20 protein-coding genes and 3 pseudogenes are annotated in these 17,252 nt (G+C 41.1%); 10 read left to right on the forward strand and 13 right to left on the reverse strand.

Translation table 11 applies throughout. From position 1 onward, the window contains the following. Positions 1-48: 48 nt before the first annotated feature. From nrdF to V756_RS0118485, 8 genes are all read right to left on the reverse strand, one after another. Positions 49-1,038 (reverse strand): class 1b ribonucleoside-diphosphate reductase subunit beta, encoded by a 990-nt coding sequence (nrdF, locus tag V756_RS0118450; RefSeq protein WP_014113879.1) that lies wholly within the window; start codon positions 1,036-1,038, stop codon positions 49-51. Between the two features lie 17 nt (positions 1,039-1,055). Next, positions 1,056-3,158, reverse strand: coding sequence for a class 1b ribonucleoside-diphosphate reductase subunit alpha (nrdE, locus tag V756_RS0118455; RefSeq protein ID WP_024715968.1), 2,103 nt, complete (start codon positions 3,156-3,158; stop codon positions 1,056-1,058). Further along, a complete protein-coding gene (gene nrdI, locus V756_RS0118460; RefSeq protein ID WP_024715969.1) occupies positions 3,118-3,510 on the reverse strand; it encodes a class Ib ribonucleoside-diphosphate reductase assembly flavoprotein NrdI in 393 nt (130 codons plus the stop codon). Before nrdI ends, nrdE begins: the two co-directional genes overlap by 41 nt. A 243-nt stretch (positions 3,511-3,753) precedes the next feature. Then, the gene (locus V756_RS0118465) at positions 3,754-3,984 is read right to left on the reverse strand and encodes a hypothetical protein (protein ID WP_024715970.1); all 231 of its coding nucleotides are present in this window, start codon (positions 3,982-3,984) and stop codon (positions 3,754-3,756) included. Positions 3,985-4,065: 81 nt separating this feature from the next. Then, the gene (locus V756_RS0118470) at positions 4,066-4,338 is read right to left on the reverse strand and encodes a YmzC family protein (protein WP_024715971.1); all 273 of its coding nucleotides are present in this window, start codon (positions 4,336-4,338) and stop codon (positions 4,066-4,068) included. Between the two features lie 173 nt (positions 4,339-4,511). After that, positions 4,512-4,733: an RNA chaperone Hfq gene (gene hfq / locus V756_RS0118475; RefSeq protein ID WP_003221097.1), complete on the reverse strand. Its 222-nt coding sequence runs from the start codon at positions 4,731-4,733 to the stop codon at positions 4,512-4,514. A gap of 39 nt (positions 4,734-4,772) precedes the next feature. After that, a complete protein-coding gene (gene miaA / locus V756_RS0118480; protein ID WP_024715972.1) occupies positions 4,773-5,717 on the reverse strand; it encodes a tRNA (adenosine(37)-N6)-dimethylallyltransferase MiaA in 945 nt (314 codons plus the stop codon). A gap of 98 nt (positions 5,718-5,815) precedes the next feature. After that, positions 5,816-6,229 (reverse strand): YmaF family protein, encoded by a 414-nt coding sequence (locus V756_RS0118485; RefSeq protein ID WP_081719921.1) that lies wholly within the window; start codon positions 6,227-6,229, stop codon positions 5,816-5,818. 90 nt (positions 6,230-6,319) lie between these two features. Between V756_RS0118485 and ymaG the strand changes: the two genes are divergently transcribed. The 3 genes and pseudogenes from ymaG (at position 6,320) to ebrB (ending at position 7,446) form a co-directional block, all read left to right on the forward strand. After that, a complete protein-coding gene (ymaG, locus tag V756_RS0118490) occupies positions 6,320-6,619 on the forward strand; it encodes an inner spore coat protein YmaG (protein WP_024715974.1) in 300 nt (99 codons plus the stop codon). Between the two features lie 141 nt (positions 6,620-6,760). Then, positions 6,761-7,078 (forward strand): multidrug efflux SMR transporter subunit EbrA, encoded by a 318-nt coding sequence (gene ebrA, locus V756_RS0118495; protein WP_024715975.1) that lies wholly within the window; start codon positions 6,761-6,763, stop codon positions 7,076-7,078. A 13-nt stretch (positions 7,079-7,091) separates the two neighbouring features. After that, positions 7,092-7,446: pseudogene (gene ebrB, locus V756_RS0118500) on the forward strand (multidrug efflux SMR transporter subunit EbrB). Between the two features lie 11 nt (positions 7,447-7,457). Here ebrB and V756_RS0118505 read toward each other — a convergent pair. The 3 genes and pseudogenes from V756_RS0118505 to V756_RS1000000124615 form a co-directional block, all read right to left on the reverse strand. After that, positions 7,458-7,910, reverse strand: a complete 453-nt coding sequence (locus V756_RS0118505) for an OsmC family protein (protein ID WP_024715977.1) — start codon at positions 7,908-7,910, stop codon at positions 7,458-7,460. Positions 7,911-7,983: 73 nt separating this feature from the next. Then, entirely contained in the window at positions 7,984-8,691 is a 708-nt protein-coding gene (locus V756_RS0118510) for a poly-gamma-glutamate hydrolase family protein (RefSeq protein WP_024715978.1), read from the reverse strand. Between the two features lie 267 nt (positions 8,692-8,958). Next, a pseudogene (locus V756_RS1000000124615) lies at positions 8,959-9,151 on the reverse strand (hypothetical protein). Positions 9,152-9,405: 254 nt separating this feature from the next. Between V756_RS1000000124615 and aprX the strand changes: the two are divergent. From aprX to ymzB, 3 genes and pseudogenes are all read left to right on the forward strand, one after another. Beyond that, positions 9,406-10,734 carry a serine protease AprX gene (gene aprX, locus V756_RS0118520; RefSeq protein WP_024715980.1) on the forward strand — a complete coding sequence of 443 codons (1,329 nt, stop codon included), beginning with the start codon at positions 9,406-9,408 and terminating at the stop codon, positions 10,732-10,734. 110 nt (positions 10,735-10,844) lie between these two features. Continuing rightward, a pseudogene (locus V756_RS1000000124755) lies at positions 10,845-11,632 on the forward strand (MBL fold metallo-hydrolase). Between the two features lie 78 nt (positions 11,633-11,710). Then, a complete protein-coding gene (gene ymzB / locus V756_RS0118525; RefSeq protein WP_024715981.1) occupies positions 11,711-12,067 on the forward strand; it encodes a protein YmzB in 357 nt (118 codons plus the stop codon). A 152-nt stretch (positions 12,068-12,219) separates the two neighbouring features. On the opposite strand, the gene V756_RS0118530 is transcribed toward ymzB, so the two are convergent. After that, the gene (locus tag V756_RS0118530) at positions 12,220-12,837 is read right to left on the reverse strand and encodes a TetR/AcrR family transcriptional regulator (RefSeq protein WP_024715982.1); all 618 of its coding nucleotides are present in this window, start codon (positions 12,835-12,837) and stop codon (positions 12,220-12,222) included. Between the two features lie 119 nt (positions 12,838-12,956). On the opposite strand from V756_RS0118530, the gene V756_RS0118535 reads away from it, so the two are divergent. Both V756_RS0118535 and V756_RS0118540 read left to right on the forward strand, forming a co-directional pair. Continuing rightward, the gene (locus V756_RS0118535) at positions 12,957-13,514 is read left to right on the forward strand and encodes a hypothetical protein (protein WP_024715983.1); all 558 of its coding nucleotides are present in this window, start codon (positions 12,957-12,959) and stop codon (positions 13,512-13,514) included. 157 nt (positions 13,515-13,671) lie between these two features. After that, complete coding sequence (locus V756_RS0118540) at positions 13,672-14,127, forward strand: regulatory YrvL family protein (protein ID WP_024715984.1); 456 nt, start codon at positions 13,672-13,674, stop codon at positions 14,125-14,127. A 69-nt stretch (positions 14,128-14,196) separates the two neighbouring features. Here the strand turns inward: V756_RS0118540 and V756_RS1000000124625 are convergent, their stop codons facing one another. Then, positions 14,197-14,400, reverse strand: coding sequence for a hypothetical protein (locus V756_RS1000000124625; RefSeq protein ID WP_024715985.1), 204 nt, complete (start codon positions 14,398-14,400; stop codon positions 14,197-14,199). 1,266 nt (positions 14,401-15,666) lie between these two features. On the opposite strand from V756_RS1000000124625, the gene V756_RS01000000122775 reads away from it, so the two are divergent. Together V756_RS01000000122775 and V756_RS01000000122780 are read left to right on the forward strand one after the other, a co-directional pair. Then, a complete protein-coding gene (locus tag V756_RS01000000122775) occupies positions 15,667-15,942 on the forward strand; it encodes a hypothetical protein (RefSeq protein WP_338083798.1) in 276 nt (91 codons plus the stop codon). A 287-nt stretch (positions 15,943-16,229) separates the two neighbouring features. Continuing rightward, positions 16,230-16,496, forward strand: coding sequence for an LCI fold-containing protein (locus V756_RS01000000122780; protein ID WP_032682159.1), 267 nt, complete (start codon positions 16,230-16,232; stop codon positions 16,494-16,496). The last annotated feature ends 756 nt before the right edge of the window (positions 16,497-17,252 follow it).

The raw sequence follows: 17,252 nt of genomic DNA on the forward strand, positions 1-17,252 counted from the left end.
GTTACTGCGTCCTCCTCATTTGAACCTTCAAGCCGAAAAGAGCAGATATTATATCTGCTCTTTTTCGTCTCCAAAATAAAAGTCGTCGTCTTTAAGCGGCTCAACTGTCGCTTTTTTATAGCCGTTCCCCTTCATAGAGAAGAAGTCATGTGATTTTGTTTTCGTATTTAATCCGTTTAAAACGATCGGATTAATGTCTTCCTCTTCGAAATATGGATCAAATCCAAGGTTCATCAACGCTTTATTTGCATTATAGCGGATGAATTTCTTTACATCGTGTGAGAGTCCGACTTGGTCGTATAAGTCCTCTGTATACTCAAGCTCATTTTCGTATAACTCATTCAGAAGATCGATCGCAAATTCGCGAAGCTCTGCTTTTTTCTCTTCTGTCTGCTTATTATAGATTTCCTGAGCAAGGAGGCCCACGTAGACGCCGTGGATCGCTTCATCACGAAGGATCAGGTTAATGATTTCACCGCTTTGCATGAGTTTTCCTTGTCCGTAGAAATATAGCGGATAATAGAAGCCGCTGTAGAACAGGAAGCTTTCCAGATAGACGGAAGCAACCATCGCCTTGAACAGTGAAATCTCGTCATCTTTTTGAATGGCTTTGTAAAGCCCGACGATGATTTGCGCTTTTTTCTGCAAATATTTATTTTGTTTCACCCATTCGAAGACCTCGTTAATCGTTTCGGTCGGTGCCAGAGTCATGAAAATATTAGAGTATGACTTCGCATGGACAGCGTTCTCCATCATCGCCATAAAGTTCAGCACCGCTTTCCGCTGGTGGCCGTCTACATGTTCAGCCACGATCGGCATGCCCGTATTCCCCTGCTCTGTATCGAGAAGTGTAAGACCGGCAAGTACCTTCATATAAGTGTCCTGCTCATTTTTCCCGAGATACTTCCATGTGAGGAGATCGCCGTTTAAAGCAATCTCTTCCGGAAGCCAGAACTGTTTCACGTTTTGGTTATAGAACATTTGGGTAAAATCATCTTCATGCTTTGACCAGTTTGCTGCGTCATAAATTTTTGTCACTATAAACTCTCCTTTAATCAAACAACACAAGAAAGGCAACTGTCTTGCCCAGTATCTTTCGTTCTTGCATAGTAAATGGTTTTAATTCCTCTGTGATGCGCATACAGATCGATTCGGTTTAAATCACGAGTCGTCATTGTGTCTTTTAAGAACAATGTGAAGCTGATTCCTTGATCAATGTGCTGCTGGATAGTCGCGATCATATCTACAACCTTGAACATGTCCATGTCGTAGGCTTCTTTATAGAAGAACCAGTTATTCGATGCAAGCCCAGGCATTGGGTAGTACGTTTTTGAGTTGCCATATGTTCTTTCTTCAATCCGTTCCATAATCGGCATAACAGACGCCGTGCTTGATTGAACGTATGAGATAGAGCCTGTCGGCGCAATGCATAATCTATAGCTGTGATACATGCCGTGTTCAGCAACAAAGGCTTTTAGCTTTTCCCAGTCCTCTTTCGTCGGGATATGCATGCCTTCAAACAGGCTGGCGATTTTTTCGTATTTGGGCGAGAAATCAGTTGAAACGTACTTGTCGAAGTATTCACCTGTCGCATAGGTTGATCCTTCGTATTGATCAAACGTTTCACCCTTCTCTTTTGCGATTTCCGCAGAACGCTGGATGGAGTAGAAATTCACCATCATAAAGAACGTGTTTGCAAAGTCACGCGCTTCCGGACTTTCATACGCAATGCCGTTTTGCGCAAGATAGCCGTGAAGATTCATAGCGCCGAGACCGATTGATTTCATCGCTTTGTTTGCCCGTCTTACAGCAGGCGCATTGCGGATATCAGTCGTTTCAGACACGTGTGTTAAAGAGTCTGTCGCAAGCTTAACTGTCTTTTCAATTGATTTGTGCTCCATAACGTTGAGAATGTTAAGCGAACCTAGGTTGCAGGAAATATCCAAACCGATTTCATCTTCTTCATCGTAGTCTGTGTATGAAGAAACCTGAGATGCCTGCAGCACTTCAGAGCAAAGGTTAGAAAATTTCACCTTGGAAATATGGTTATTCGCATGCACTTTATTCACGTTATCTTGGAACATGATGTACGGATAGCCTGATTCAGAACGAAGCATCGCCAGTTTTTCAAGCAGTTTCCGCGGGTTGATTTTTTCCTTTTTCACCCGAGGGTTGTCGACAAATTTGTCGTACATTTCGTTCATGTCCATCTCATCCATGTGCTGGCCGTACTCTTTATAAATCGTGTGCGGATAAAATACGTAAGCCGCTTTGTCCTCACGCGCAAGCTCAACGAACTTGTCCGGAATAACAACACCGATCGAAAGCGTTTTGACACGCACATCTTCATCAGCAGAAATCTTTTTCGTATCAAGAAAATCATTGATATCGCGGTGAAAAATGTTTAAGTACGCCGCGCCGGATCCCTGTCTTTGCCCCATTTGGTCAGCATAACGGAATGCGTTATCAAGAAGCTTCATGACGCCTACAACGCCTTTTGTGGCATTTTCAACATCTTTAATGGCTTCACCTTTCGCACGAAGCTTGGACAGGTTAAGAGAAACCCCGCCGCCCAGCTTAGAAAGCTGCATGGAGATATCGATCGCTCTTGAGATGTCGTTTAAAGAATCATTTACTTCGAGCAAGAAGCAGCTCACAAGTTCACCGCGGCGTTTTCTGCCGGCATTCAAAAATGTCGGTGTGCTCGGCTGATATTCCTGATTGATCATCAAGTCCACATATTCTTTTGCTTTCTCCGTGTCCCCGTTTGCAAAGAACAGCGCAACAATGGAGATCCGGTCCTCATATCGCTCAAGGATTTTTTTCTTGTCATTCGTTTTCAAAGCATAGTCATTATAAAATTTAAACGCACTCATGAAGGAAGGAAAACGAAACTTCTTAGCGTAAGCTGTCTTAAACACTTCTTTAATGTCTTCAAAAGAATAAAGGCTTAAGAATTCCTCTTCGTAGTATTGGTTTTTAATCAAATAATCCAGCTTCTCTTTTAAATCGTGAAAGAAAACTGTATTTTGATTAATATAATCTACAAAATAGCTATGTACAGCCTCTTTATCTTTATCAAACTGGAATTTTCCATCTTTTTGGATCATGATTTCGTTATTTAACTGGATCCATTTTGGCACTTGATTTTGTGACAACTCTTTCTACCTCCTGAGTAAACAATTCAACGTCTTTAGATGTGCCGCTGAGTTCAAATTTGTGCAAGATCGGCACCTGATATTGTCTTGAAATGGTATCGGCGCTTTTTGCATAGTAATCGCCCCACACTTTATTGCCGCTCGCGGCGACTCCTAATAAGAGATGGGCGTATTTTTCGAGAAATGATTGTGTTGATGCCGGTACCTGGCCGAAGTTTGTCGTGTAGGTGACCAAAACAAACGGGGTGTCCAGATGGTCAATCTCGTCCACCTTGCGTATCTGCTGAAAGCCTATTTTATTCACAAACCGCTGAACATTCCCTGTTTTCGAATCAAATATGATTTGTACCACGTTTTATCACGACCTATCAGAAAATATGAATCTCTCATTACTAACACTATATATAGTATACTAACCTCTAGCAAAAACACAATATATAGATTTGTTTTTATGAAAAATTCATATTTTGATCAAATTAGGCAAATGGGCAGCCTTATAAGGGCCCAAAAAAGAGAGCAGAACGAGAATCATCTCTCGTCCTACTCGGGGTATCGTGTTTAAGCCGATGTTTATCATAACATGAAAAAAAACTGCTTAGTAGTCTAGATTTTTTTTTCTTAAGCGATCACAGCAAGTTTCGCTCTCTACTGTCTCTTCTATTTCAACGTCCGCACCGATCTCTTCTAAAACCGCCTTCAAGGCGCTGATAATTGACGCTTCTCTGATTAATTCTTTTCCGTTCACAATGATGCTTGTTCCGTATTCATAGCAAGAATCATCTTCGCAAATTTCTTCCCAATGATTCACGATCACTTTATGCTTCATTTTTTCACCCTCTGTTTGATCTGTGTCTGTAATTAGTTTAGCGGGTAGCAGCCGCTTTGTAAATTCGGATGCTTGTGAATTTTATTCAAGCTCATCATCCAAGTATTCTTTCTTCAGCTTTACCTCATTGCGGGACTCATTATACTCATAAATTTTGATATAGCCGTCCCCCATAACGCCAAAATGATTGTGTTCAAGCGGGAACGAGGTAGGCTGAGGTGTTTCATCGCCAGAATAGCCGCTGTCCGTTTCAATGACGGTATCATGGTTCCCGCATGCCCCAAACAGCAAAAATACGGCTATCCACACAAGCGCAATTCTGATTCGTCTCAGTTCTGCTTCACTGTCAAACAAGATACGTCACTCCCAGATTCAGATTTTTACATGATATTCGATTTAGCCCTACATATGTCGATCTCATAAAAAAAGACCGTGCCTCAGCATGGTCAGCTTACAGAAAAACATTTTAAAAATGGCTGCCGAGATTCCCCGACAGCCTCCCCATGCCTTGACATGGCTTTTTTGATCTATTCGAGTTCAAGCTGAACGTTTTTTTGCGGCGCAAACGTTGAGATCGCATGTTTATAAATAAGCTGCTGCTTACCTTCAGATTCCAGCAATACGGTAAAGTTATCAAAGCCTTTCACTTGGCCCCGCAGCTGAAAGCCATTCAGCAAAAAAACAGTGACATACGTATTTTCTTTCCGGATTTGATTCAAAAACTGATCCTGAATATTAATCGGTTTCATGTTTCGTCCTCCTTGATTCTCTATATCATACAGTTTCGATTAAAGTTCGAGTTTTCCTGCTATATGTGTGAAAATTTCCTTTTTTTTCAGCTCCATATCAACGGGCGGTGTCATATCGAACCATGTGACCTGCATCTTGTTGCGAAACCACGTCAGCTGGCGTTTCGCATAACGCCTTGAATTCTGCTTCAGCTGATCGACGGCATCAGAAAGTGTCACAAAACCGTCAAAATATGCATACAGCTCTTTATAGCCTATCGCTTGTATCGATTGACAGTCTCTTATGTTCCTGTCATAAAGGTGTTTCACTTCAGGAAGAAGGCCAGCCTCCATCATCATATCAACACGCTGATTAATTCTTGCATAAAGCGTATCTCTATCCATTGTCAGCCCGATTAACACTGCATTGTAGAGGAGTTCTCGTTTTTGCTCCTTCAAATGCTGGGACATCGTTTTTCCAGACGTATGTAAAATTTCCAACGCGCGAATGACTCTTCTTGTATTATTCGGATGTATCGCCGCAGCTGCCTCGGGATCTGCCTCAGCAAGTTTGGCATGCAGAAAGTCAGCGCCTTCCCGCTCCGCAGCCGTTTGCATGCGCTGTCGAAATGCAGGATCGTTCGCCTCTTCCGTGAATGTATAATCGTAAAGCACAGATTGTATATAGAGACCTGTACCGCCGACAATCATCGGAAGCTTTCCTCTTTTTGCGATCTCGCTGATTTTTTTTCTGACTAAACTTTGATAATCGGCGGTAGAAAAGGAATCCTGAGGGTCTAAAATGTCAATCAGATGATGGGGAACTCCCTCCATCTCCCGTTCGGTGATTTTAGCTGTTCCAATATCCATCCCTTTATAGACCTGCATTGAATCTCCGCTGATAATTTCCGCGTTTAAAGATTTGGCCAGCTGAATACTTAAATTGGTTTTCCCCACTGCCGTCGGTCCGACTAAAATGACAACGGGCTGCTTCGTATTATTCAATATGTATCACTCTCTTTTATAAATCTCCCCCCATTATAGCATTCATCCTATACAACCACCTATCCATTTTGCCCTTTTTTTGCCCCTGTAAACACAAGCTACCAGCCGAACGGCTCATTGCCGACAATTTCCCTCGTCTTTCCTTTCAGAGCATGACGGTGCGTTTTTCTCTCTCCATCTCCGTGATGATACACAACGCCTCCGTATTGGATCTCAATCGGCTCGTTATAGGCCAAATACGTTGTCTCCTCGATTTCATGATAATGTGTGCCGTCTGCTAAAGGAATCGCTGGCCCTGAGACTCCGTAATACCGATGAAAATGGCCGTTTTCAAAAGACGTAATCCCTGAAAAGTAATGTGTATGCTGATCGATATTCGATCCGTTTGCCGGCTGGGTAAATCCCTCAATGAGGTGGTAATGTCCCTGTTCTCTCATCGTTTTGACATGGTAAGCATGTACGTGAGGCGGTGCTTTTGACCAATCAGACTGATACAGGCCCAATATGTTCACATCCTTTCTTTTTCCTCGATTCGCCCAATCAAATCCCGATAGGCTGAATACACTGCATCATCTACACTTTATTACAGGAGGAAAGAAAACATGAACGAGTTTGAGAATTTCAGTGCTGAAGATACAAGAATATTTGGAAGACCTGGATTCGGCTTTGGATTTGGAAGACCTGGATTTGGTTTCGGCCGGCCATTCGGATTTGGAAGACCTGGATTCGGCTTTGGGTTTGGAAGACCATTTGGATTTGGTTTCGGCCGGCCATTCGGATTTTTTGGAGGACCCTTTATCGGCGGCCTTGCAGGCGGGCTTGTAGGAAGCGCTTTGTTTAATCCTTATTTGTATGGCGGATATCCCTATTATCCGTATGCCCCGTATCCTTATTACTATTAAGCGCAAAAGACCTCTTACAAAGGGGTCTTTTTTAAGTATTGAAAATGAATCTCTTGACTCATACATAGGCATACACTAATATTTTTCTAGCTGAAGGTCTTTTCTCATCTAAAAATACAGCAGAAGTGAGGAGAATTTGCGATGTTGATAGGTTACATATTCCTCACGATTGCCATATGCTCGGAATCGATAGGGGCGGCCATGCTGAAAGTATCTGACGGCTTCAAAAAGTGGAAGCCCAGCGCTTTGGTCGTGATTGGCTATTCCCTCGCCTTTTATATGCTGTCGCTGACCTTAAACCATATCCCCCTCAGCCTCTCCTATGCGACTTGGAGCGGCGCGGGCACGGTGCTGACGGCAGTGATCGGAGTGAAATGGTTCAAGGAAGAACTGAATGTCAAAGGGCTTTTCGGGATTCTTTTATTACTATCAGGGGTCGTGTTACTTAACTGGCAGTAAAGGAGTGATAAGGATGAAAGGATTGCTTTATCTGGCTCTTGCCATTGTATCCGAGGTTTTCGGGAGCACAATGCTGAAGCTTTCAGAAGGGTTTACACAAGGCTTGCCTATTGTCGGAGTCATTGCCGGATTTCTTTCGGCTTTTACCTTTCTAAGCTTTTCTTTAAAAACAATCGACTTATCAAGCGCGTATGCGACATGGTCGGGTGTTGGAACGGCGCTTACAGCCATAGTCGGTTTTTTGCTTTTTGGCGAAACCATCAGTTTAAAGGGAGTGTTCGGGCTCACGCTTGTCATTGCAGGCGTGATCGTGTTAAATCAGTCGAAAGCTCCTGCTAAAGATAAAAAAACAGACGGCCTGTGAGTGACCGTCTGTTTTTTATTCACCAGCCCGTTTTACAGCGGCTTCAAGCTGCATCTCGACATTTCCTTGAATGGCGCGGGAAATCATGCATGACGACTCCGCCTTTTCACAAAGCTTGTGCGCCAATGCGACGTCTTCTTGTGAAGCGCCATGTTTGAGCACGACAGACGGACGGTGAATGATCTTTTTGTATGTAAAGACTCCTTTTGTGACATCGACAATGCCTTCTGACTCCATCTGCAAATCTTCTTTTACCAGTCCGCTTCTTTCCATCATCGCAGCAAGTGTAATAATGTAACAGGTCGCTGCCGCCCCGAGAAGCATTTCATCCGGGTTGGTCCCTTCTCCCGGACCATCCATTTCTTTCGGAATGGAGATCGTTGTGATTAAGTTCCCGCTTTCGATCGTACCGACGTCATTCCGGTTACCCGGCCAGTTGGCTTTTAAATAAAAATGATGATCTGCCATCGTTGTTTTGCCTCCTTTTATGATCCTTTTTCAGTCTACTAACCTTCTCTTATTTTGTCTTCTGATCTGCTTGTTACGAATACTCATTTTCAAGGACACTTTTGATTGCACGGACATAGGCATAAAATTCATTATTCTTTGTGTATTTCCTATTTTTATAATAAAAATCATCGAAAAATGCTTCTCTCTGCTCTCGGCTGATTTCAAGCTGGATACTCAGTCCCGTTTCCCCTTGGTTATTAATGTTTTCTGCATTCAAACCAGCAAGACCGCTTCCGGTCGACGCTAACTCAGCGGAAAATCCACTTCTTTTAAGAGCTCGTACGATCATTTTTGCTCGCTTTCGGTCGGTGCCTCCAACAAGTGTATTCTTGTTCTCCCCTTTATATCCATGAAAAGCGACAACATATTGATGCTCCTTGATTTTCTTTTCAGCCAATGGCTCATCAAAGTTGGTGCTTGTGATGTGCAGGGTTTGGTTATCCTGTGACTTGAAACCTTCAAACAGGTATGTAGAGTATTCATTATTAAAATACCGCACAAGTTCGCTTACTCCGCCTTCAATTCTTCCGCCATGCGGAGACATAATTAAGACTTTGCTTCCTTTTTTCTCATTATATGAAATATCATAATCAGCTGGGCTCTCATTCTCTGCCAAACTGCTGAAATTAGGATATGTATCTGGCTGATTAGATGGTTCAGGTTCTAATGAGTAATGAACATATTTTAGAAATAGGACAATTGTTAAGACAAATATGACATTTAGTAAAAATCTTCTCATGTTTAACTCCTTTCATAAGAGTAGCACGGTTCATTATATGAAGTTTAGTCAATAGGTTTTATCTTACCATTGTATACACTATATCATCAGTGAAAAAGTTCCCGGTTTCAAAAAATCAATTGATTGTCACAGTTCATAGCGGTCCATTTCAAATAGGAGTGAAAAAAGATTGAGAGGAAAAAGGAAAAGGTAGTAATAACCTCACTTGGAAATTACATGTAAATAGGTTTAAGGAAGGTTTTCCCATCCGTCAGGCTATCCGATATGCTAAGACGGAAAGCCTTTTATCGGTCTGCAAGATAGGTTTTGCTTATTTGTTCTCACAAAGTCGCAGGAGAGTATAGAGTCTAACAAAAAACGTTCTTATCTGTTGTTTCGACAAACAAAAAGCTTTGTTTTGCGTTTTGCTTTTCTGTCTTACAATCATCATTCTTTTACAGATTGTGCCGTCTTTCTTCATATATTATATAATGCAGATTGGCATTTGGATTTCCAAAGACCGCTGCAAGAAATTCATACAGCTGCTCTCTTCGAACAAAAGTTTTCTTTCGATGCCCCAAATTCTTGCCACAACCCCCTGAACCCTTTTTTATCTGATTCGAAAGATTCATAAAAACCAACTCTTGTCCGTCTCTTATAAAGGACAAACAAACTTACCAAACCTTTCATCTGTTCATAGAGTATACAGAGAACCTTATAATAGGAGGAAAATGCATGTTTGGGTACTCTATGGTACAAATGGTAAGAGCAAATGCTCATAAGCTAGATTGGCCGTTACGGGAAAGTGTCTTGCAGCTTTACAAGCCCTTCAAATGGACTCCTTGCTTCTTACATCAGTTTTTTGAAACCAAATTGAGAAACAGAAAAAAAATATCTGTCATCATCGAATTTGAGGAAGGCTGTCACGAGACCGGCCTTCAAATGGCTGGAGAGGTGCTTCAAAAAGAAAAACGCAGCAAGCTGAAAAACCGTTTTAACAAAATCAATTGCTGCAGCGCGGTGGTGACACCTTCAGCGTTAGATTCACTTCTTTCTGCATGCAGCGAAATCCGCAAGGTCTATTTAAACCGCGAAGTCAAAGCGCTTCTAGACACGGCAACCGAAGCAAGCCACGCGAAGAAAGTCATCAGAAACGGGCACACCCTGACAGGAAAAGGCGTGACTGTCGCTGTTGTCGATACGGGAATCTACCCGCATCCTGATTTAAAAGGCAGGATTATCGACTTCGCGGATATGATTAATCAAAAAACAGAGCCTTATGATGATAATGGTCATGGCACACACTGTGCAGGTGATATCGCAAGCAGCGGCGCGTCCTCATCCGGCCAATACCGCGGACCTGCGCCGGAAGCCAATCTGATCGGCGTGAAGGTATTGAACAAGCAAGGTTCAGGAACGCTGGCAGATATTATTGAAGGTGTAGAGTGGTGTATTCAATACAATGAGGACAACCCAAATGAACCGATTGATATTATCAGTATGTCGCTCGGGGGCGATGCGCTTCGATATGATAATGAACAGGAAGACCCGTTAGTCAGAGCGGTTGAAGAAGCGTGGAACGCAGGAATTGTCGTCTGTGTCGCTGCCGGAAACTCAGGCCCTGATCCACAGACCATTGCCAGCCCAGGCGTGAGTGAAAAGGTGATTACGGTAGGTGCCCTTGACGATAACAATACCCCAAGCGACGATGATGATACGGTCGCTTCCTTCTCAAGCCGCGGGCCGACAGTATACGGGAAAGAAAAGCCAGATATTTTAGCGCCGGGTGTTAATATTATTTCCCTACGCTCTCCGAATTCTTATATCGATAAGCTTCAAAAGTCAAGCCGTGTAGGATCTCAGTACTTCACAATGTCAGGAACATCGATGGCAACCCCAATTTGTGCAGGAATCGCAGCTTTACTCCTTCAACAAAACCCGGACCTTACACCTGATGAAGTGAAAGAGCTTTTGAAAAACGGCGCGGACAAATGGAAAAATGAAGATCCGAACGTTTACGGAGCGGGCGCTGTCAACGCAGAAAAATCCATTCCCGGCCAATAGACAGGATCATCATAGAACCGGCAATCTCTCATAGACTTGCCGGTTCTATGTTTTTTAATTTACATAATAATGAAATGGAATAATCAAAATAGATCAAGAAAGTGAGAAAAGTGCCGAATTATATCTGCAAAACATGCCGTGTACAACATGCGGAGACTGTAAATCCGCCTAACTTATATCTGATTCATTCACCCAGCTGGACAATCTTGGGCAGCACTTGAATATATGCAAAAGGAAGCCTTCAAAACATCCACAAAAAAGTAGAAGAGCATCTTTACAGCAGCAAAACTGAACCAGAGTTTGCAATCAGGCAAACAGCACATTTGATCTGGCATCAGGGTTTCAACGTGAAGTGGCATTTCATATCTTGACCAAAAGACAATTAATCCAAGCACCGAATTAGACGGTATCAAGCCAGTGCCTTGTCTCATCCGCATTACTACTATGATCAGGTTGAATGGGCATGAAGTACTTCAGGCCCATTCTATATTCATGAGGATGACAAAGAATAGGCGGCAAAGCCAAGCCATCACATTCATTTCTGGGCAGGAGAAACGCTCAGCGCGAAACCGGGACTGGACCTTTACCATCTGGGCGAACATTTAAAAAACGGTGCTGTTCTTCATTAGATCAACGGCAATCAAGGGAAAGGCTGTCTATTGACCGGAGATATTATTACGGCTGCGGCGAATTGAAACTGGATCTGCTATATGTACAGCTATCCAAATCTCGTTCCCCTCCCCGCTTCCAAAGTGGAAGAGATAGCGGCTAAAGTGGAATCGCTTCAATTCAACCGGCTTTACAATGCTTTTGTGGTCAAAAAAATGCCGGCAAAGCAGTTCAGCGTTCTGCCGTATGCTATATCAAGGCGCTGAACAGCGAATTGTTTCATACATAAAGGGTGAGACGGCTCTTTTCCGTGTAAAAGATGGAGCAATTGGGAATAGTATCGTATAGATCAAAAGGAGGAATATTGATGGCACACACGAATACTCAGCTTTCTCAATGGCTGGAGTCAAAAGTCGGCCAGACGCTTGATATTAGAAAAGGTGAATTGACTCACGATGAAGAGATCTCAGACTTGGATCAGATTGTTCTCAACCTTCAAAAGGTAGGCATCCGCAGCACGAATCATCCTGATGATTATGTTGCGAAAGAAGAGCTCGTTTTAGAAGGAGAAGGCACGACATTCACTGAGGAGGGAAACGTACCGCTTCCGCAAAATGCCTATGAGATTCCTTTATTAGGTGATATTCATATTCACCAAGAAAACGAAGGATTGAAGGTCGTAACCGATCGTGCAGTATATACAATTGATATCCAGCACAGCTGACAGCCGCTTTCATCAAACTAATACAGGGCAGCGCCTTTGAGTTTTTTCAAAAGGCGCTGCTTTAGATGGATCTCTTCAAAAGTATAACGCATAGAGTACATAGTTTTTGCCCTCTATACTTAGTGATTTTCTCCGTTTTTTTTACAGCTTTATTAATATTCCCGCCCTTCTGTCTCATTTGTTTCTTCAGCGCAAATTGATTCTACATGCTGCATAATGACACGTGTGATTCTGTCTTTATTCACTCGCACAGGGTCAAGCATCGCATGTAAAGCCAACCCGTCAATAAGCGCGTAAAGCCTCTCAGCTTCAATGTCTTTATCGGCATCCTGCTTTAGTAAATCGAATTCATCTAAATAGGCAATGAGATTCCGTATACCGCCGTAAATCCCGTCATGATTCGCATCAAACATATCCTTTTTATGTCTGGCGTAAACCGTAAAAGCAAACCATACCTCCATCTCTCTAATTGTTTCTTCATTTGTCGGGACAATTTCAAGCAAAATGTGCAACATTTTTTCCTTGGGGGGCAAATCCTTCGTTGCAATGTCCTCAATGCGGGCTCTCGCCTTTTCTTGAACAAGTTTCATTGCAAAAACAAGCAGTTCATCCTGAGTAGAAAAATAATGGCGCAGCGCACCTAATGACAGTCCTGCTTCCTTTGCAATGTTTCGGGCTGAGGCTCCCTCCATCCCCCGTTCTAAAATCACACGCCACGTCGCTTCTGCAATTTGTTTTCTTCTTTTCTCATGGTCAATTTGTTTTGGCATAACTTTATTGTAACAAGAAAAAAAGATGAGGGCAATTTTATAATACAGTTGTGTTGCGAAAACAAAAGTGGTAACATATTATTTAAATAATACAACTGTATTGAAAAGAGGGGAATAGATTGAACGGTATCGCATGGATGATTGTATTCTGTGAAATTGCATTTTGGGTTGTGATTGTTTTAGGGCTGGCTGTACGCTACCTATTCAAACAGCGTACATTAGGGCTGCTGGTCCTTGCCTTAACACCAGTTATTGATTTGATCTTATTAGCAGCAACTGGTGTGGATCTTTATCGCGGAGCCTCAGCGACTGCTGCCCACGGGATCGCAGCAGTTTACATCGGTATATCGATCGCCTATGGGAAACAAATGATTCAATGGGCGGATGAAAGATTTCAATATTATGTGACAAAACAAGGATCCAAACCGCTGAAACGCTATGGAATGGATTACGCCAAGCACAATGCAAAAAGCTGGATAAGGCACGTGCTGGCTTACCTTATAGGTGCGGGGCTATTAGCAGGAATGATCTATTTCATTAATGATTCTGCCCGTACCGAAGCATTAAGCGGCATTCTTAAAATATGGACAGTCATTTTAGGCATTGATTTTCTCTTTACCGCCAGCTATTTTATCTGGCCGAAAAAAGAAAAAGCCTCGGAGAATCTCAAAAGTTAACAAGATGAAAAAAAAGTCCTTTTCGCTGGAAAAGGACTTTTTTCATTTTTGAATCATGTTATACTATTGTCCGGATGATCTATCTAGTTCAAACTCTTGCTGTTTTTATTGCATTCATATTCTGGCCTCGTTGAAGCAGGGAAAGGGAGTGTCAAACTTGAGCCAAAACGAACAGAACGAGCAGTTTAAAGATTTAAACCTAGGCTCAAAAATAATCGTGATTGTATCTATCATTCTTATCGTTGCCATTGCACTTGCGGTGATCTTCGGCGGCTATTTCTTCGGGATGAAAGGATTATTCTCTATTTTGGGCATTACTTATGATTCCAATCAAACATTAGTTTTATTTCTTTTGGTCTGTTTTGCGGCAGGCATGATCATAGATCCACTCACAAAGATTGTCTCTATGATTCTGGCAAAATCATTTTCATTGAAAAAAACTGCACTTTTTGCTTTTATACTTTACTTTGTGAGTAATTTCATAACGATCTGTTTTGCAGATTACTTTATGCAGTCTATATCTATTCCAGATATCTTGCTTTTTGTGATATCAGCATTGATGGCACTTATTGAGCTTGCCTTTGATTACAAGCCAAATGAGCAAACTGCTTAAAACCGCCTGTAATGATTCAAGCGGTTTTTGCTTTTTTTCTCATACTCACCGTCTAATTTTGCTAGATATCTACATGAAAATGTAAAATGATGAGCGGAATAATAGAATCAATAATGATATATAAAGCGGAAAAAAAAGCCCCAACCAGTGAAATTCTGACCACTTCCTGCCACACAGCCCCTGATATGTATGAGCTAATCCAAAAAGGAGCGATGAAACCAGGACGATGACCCAGTTTAAAATTTGCGGGAACAAAAACACGAGAACAAACATTAAAAACCCTCTATAAATGATCTCCTCCGTTACACTGGATGTTAAGGATACAACATTCCAAACCTTTTTCTCATTCAATGAAACAGACAGGATGGGCCGGCGGCCGAAGCCTTTACCTCTTCCGCTTTTTTCTTTGCTACTCGCCTTATCTTCGGGCTAAGTCTAAAACCGATGATACAATATATCACAAGGATTACATATAAAAGACCTAATCCCAGGTAAAGATAGGATGCAAGCGGACCGAGAGGATTTATTTGTATTGCCGGCATAGTGAACCCGACTTGAATGAAAGATCAGTAAAAGCGACTAGAGCTACAATAAACAAAGCGGGAATCCATAATCCGATCATTGTACGAACATAATACTTCACTCTTTCATTTCCATTTTCACCAGTCTTGATAATTCTTTTAGACCTTTGAAAATCAAAGTATCCAAATATCGGTTCATAAATCATTAAAAATAAAATGAGCGCTCAGAAACACATTTCCATCACGAAACAACCCCCTTTTATTTTTAAATTACTCATTTATAATATCGGGCGACAGCCTCAAATTCTCTTCAGCGCAAAATAAAACTCCCTGCTTATAAGAAACAGGAAGCAAAATAATGATGATTGAATTTAGATTCTGCATTCAAAAACAAGGATTCCTTCATTCTCAATAGTCAGTTCATCCAAAATGATAACTATCTTTGGGCTTAATGCCATGTTCCCACCTCCTTATATCCAAAATATACATTTATTTAAATTATTTGCAAATATAAGCTTGTTCTAATCTGTTATTCCAAACAGTACAAAAAAAGCATTGATCCATTCAAAGAATGTCTCAATGCCTAAATTCCCCTTGCTGCCCGCTACATCACACGTTTGAATATCTTTTTCATTCCATTTGTGATGTTATTTTTCATTGCAGAGTAACCCCTTCAAATGAAAACCATGATATTTCAGTGTTTTCTTAGACTAAACATGGACGATAATCTCTTCTTGCCCATTTTGCAATTAAAAAGTTTGATCAAGTTATTATGTGAATTTAATTCTTATTTCCTTTATAAGTTACTTATATGATCATTTTAGTTTATTAAAGAAATTTTAAGTATTTATCAGCAAAATTATGGTATCGTTGTTTGCGTTCATTGATTTACTTGGGGTGTTCACTAAGTACTTTTTTCGTTAGAACATCAATATTAAATAGGAGTTTATAAAATCGTAAAAAAATCTTACTTTCTCTTTTAGCTTTAGCGATTATTGTTGCTGGCGTTTTTTTACTTATGCATTTTAACAGCAGAAAAGTAGCCGAAGATAAAATCGATCATTATATTTCTGATTACGGTATTCCTCAAAAAGAGATTGAGTCTGAAGAATATCCTATGTTTAATTCTTTAAGTGCACCTACAGGTTTTACTAAAGCGGTTTTTGTAAAGAATGAAAATAATAAGAGCAACTATTACATTTTTCATTATGATCCCTCCAACAAAAAAATAACTTTCTCAGGTGTTATAGACGGAAATGAAGTATCGATCAATGATAAATTAATAAAAAAATAAAGATACCAACTATCTGATAAAGTTTTAAACCAAGAGTAAAGGTCCTATCTTTGAGGGCTTTTTTTAATTCAATAGGTTTTGTTTTTGGTTCATAAAGCCCTTTCATCAGCTAGAGCCGTCTGACGACATTGCCAATCTCACAAACGAGAGATTCAGATAGGCAACACATTCAGGCAGATTTCTATATTTCAACTAAGTTCACAAATAATTAACAAAAATTCCCTTGTATATTTTCCCACCACGTGTGATAATACAGTTGTACTAAAAAAACAAAGGGAGTGTTTAAAATGAGATTAAAAAAAGCTTTAACTGGTTCCGCATTGTCCCTTGCTTTACTTGTTTCCGCAACTCCTGCATTTGCAACTACTTCTTCGAGTACAAACACAACGCCTGAAGCAAAGGCATTAGAAACTTGTACAACAACACCATTCGGTCCATATTACTCAAGAAATGAAATTCCAAATTTCATTAATGACGGCGTGAAAAAATGGTATCTAAAAGGGGTTTCTTCGTGGGATGGAGTATGGTATGGATATTATGAAAGTTGTAACTAATATTAAGGGGGGGCTCCCCCCTTTTTTATGCCTTCTTCCTTTCAGTTCAAAGCCAATAATATTGCCACTTGTCAAATTCGTGTAGTTGTATTCGATCATGCTGTCAACCCCCTATCCCCGGCAGAATTGTAATTGCAAAGAATAAAACTACTGCAATCCTTCCAATGAGCCAACCATTTATTCACTTTTTGAAATGATTGTTTCATCACCAATCATTTTCAGATCGTCTGACTTTGCCACGGGCATCGGTATGTAATCTTGCATTATTATTTATTCCCATGCTTGCTAAACTGTCATCGCTTCGTCTTTCGTAGATTTAATTGCCCGCTGCAGACTACCTGTAGATTAGGCTATATTTTTATAAGCAAAGCTTTAATAAACCTGCATTCTCTTTATTGATCCGCTGTATCTCCTCCCGAGTCTGCCGGAACTGACTAAACGATATATCCTGCTGACACTTGTTTACCTTGATGATTTCCATTAGCCAAAGAACTTCATCAGCAAACAGGTTTATCGTCTGCTTCTTGCAACTGGAAGGCTGTTAGAACCCAGATCGGTATAACAAACCCCTGAAATACCCTTGCGAAAAAACAACGCCCGATAATAAAGTGAATTTTTTATTGATTCATATCGCAGAAAGGACCGGCCCCTCCGCGTCACATTTTATAGCCCATTTCTAAATCAATTCTTGAGAGATTATCTTTTGATGTTGCACGATTGTTTTCCCGTGCTCCGGCGTTTCCGTTAATTTGATTG

The organism is Bacillus tequilensis KCTC 13622, from assembly GCF_000507145.1.
Lineage (GTDB): Bacteria > Bacillota > Bacilli > Bacillales > Bacillaceae > Bacillus > Bacillus tequilensis.

Bases quoted from the DNA above. Each gene is read 5' to 3' on its own strand.
- V756_RS0118510 (WP_024715978.1), bottom strand. From the start codon at position 8,691: ATGAGAAGATTTTTACTAAATGTCATATTTGTCTTAACAATTGTCCTA.
- V756_RS0118505 (WP_024715977.1), bottom strand. From the start codon at position 7,910: ATGGCAGATCATCATTTTTATTTAAAAGCCAACTGGCCGGGTAACCGG.
- V756_RS0118530 (WP_024715982.1), bottom strand. From the start codon at position 12,837: ATGCCAAAACAAATTGACCATGAGAAAAGAAGAAAACAAATTGCAGAA.
- ymaG (WP_024715974.1), top strand. From the start codon at position 6,320: ATGAACGAGTTTGAGAATTTCAGTGCTGAAGATACAAGAATATTTGGA.
- ymzB (WP_024715981.1), top strand. From the start codon at position 11,711: ATGGCACACACGAATACTCAGCTTTCTCAATGGCTGGAGTCAAAAGTC.
- aprX (WP_024715980.1), top strand. From the start codon at position 9,406: ATGTTTGGGTACTCTATGGTACAAATGGTAAGAGCAAATGCTCATAAG.
- hfq (WP_003221097.1), bottom strand. From the start codon at position 4,733: ATGAAACCGATTAATATTCAGGATCAGTTTTTGAATCAAATCCGGAAA.
- V756_RS0118465 (WP_024715970.1), bottom strand. From the start codon at position 3,984: ATGAAGCATAAAGTGATCGTGAATCATTGGGAAGAAATTTGCGAAGAT.
- V756_RS1000000124625 (WP_024715985.1), bottom strand. From the start codon at position 14,400: ATGTTTGTTCTCGTGTTTTTGTTCCCGCAAATTTTAAACTGGGTCATC.
- V756_RS01000000122780 (WP_032682159.1), top strand. From the start codon at position 16,230: ATGAGATTAAAAAAAGCTTTAACTGGTTCCGCATTGTCCCTTGCTTTA.
- V756_RS01000000122775 (WP_338083798.1), top strand. From the start codon at position 15,667: ATGCATTTTAACAGCAGAAAAGTAGCCGAAGATAAAATCGATCATTAT.
- ebrA (WP_024715975.1), top strand. From the start codon at position 6,761: ATGTTGATAGGTTACATATTCCTCACGATTGCCATATGCTCGGAATCG.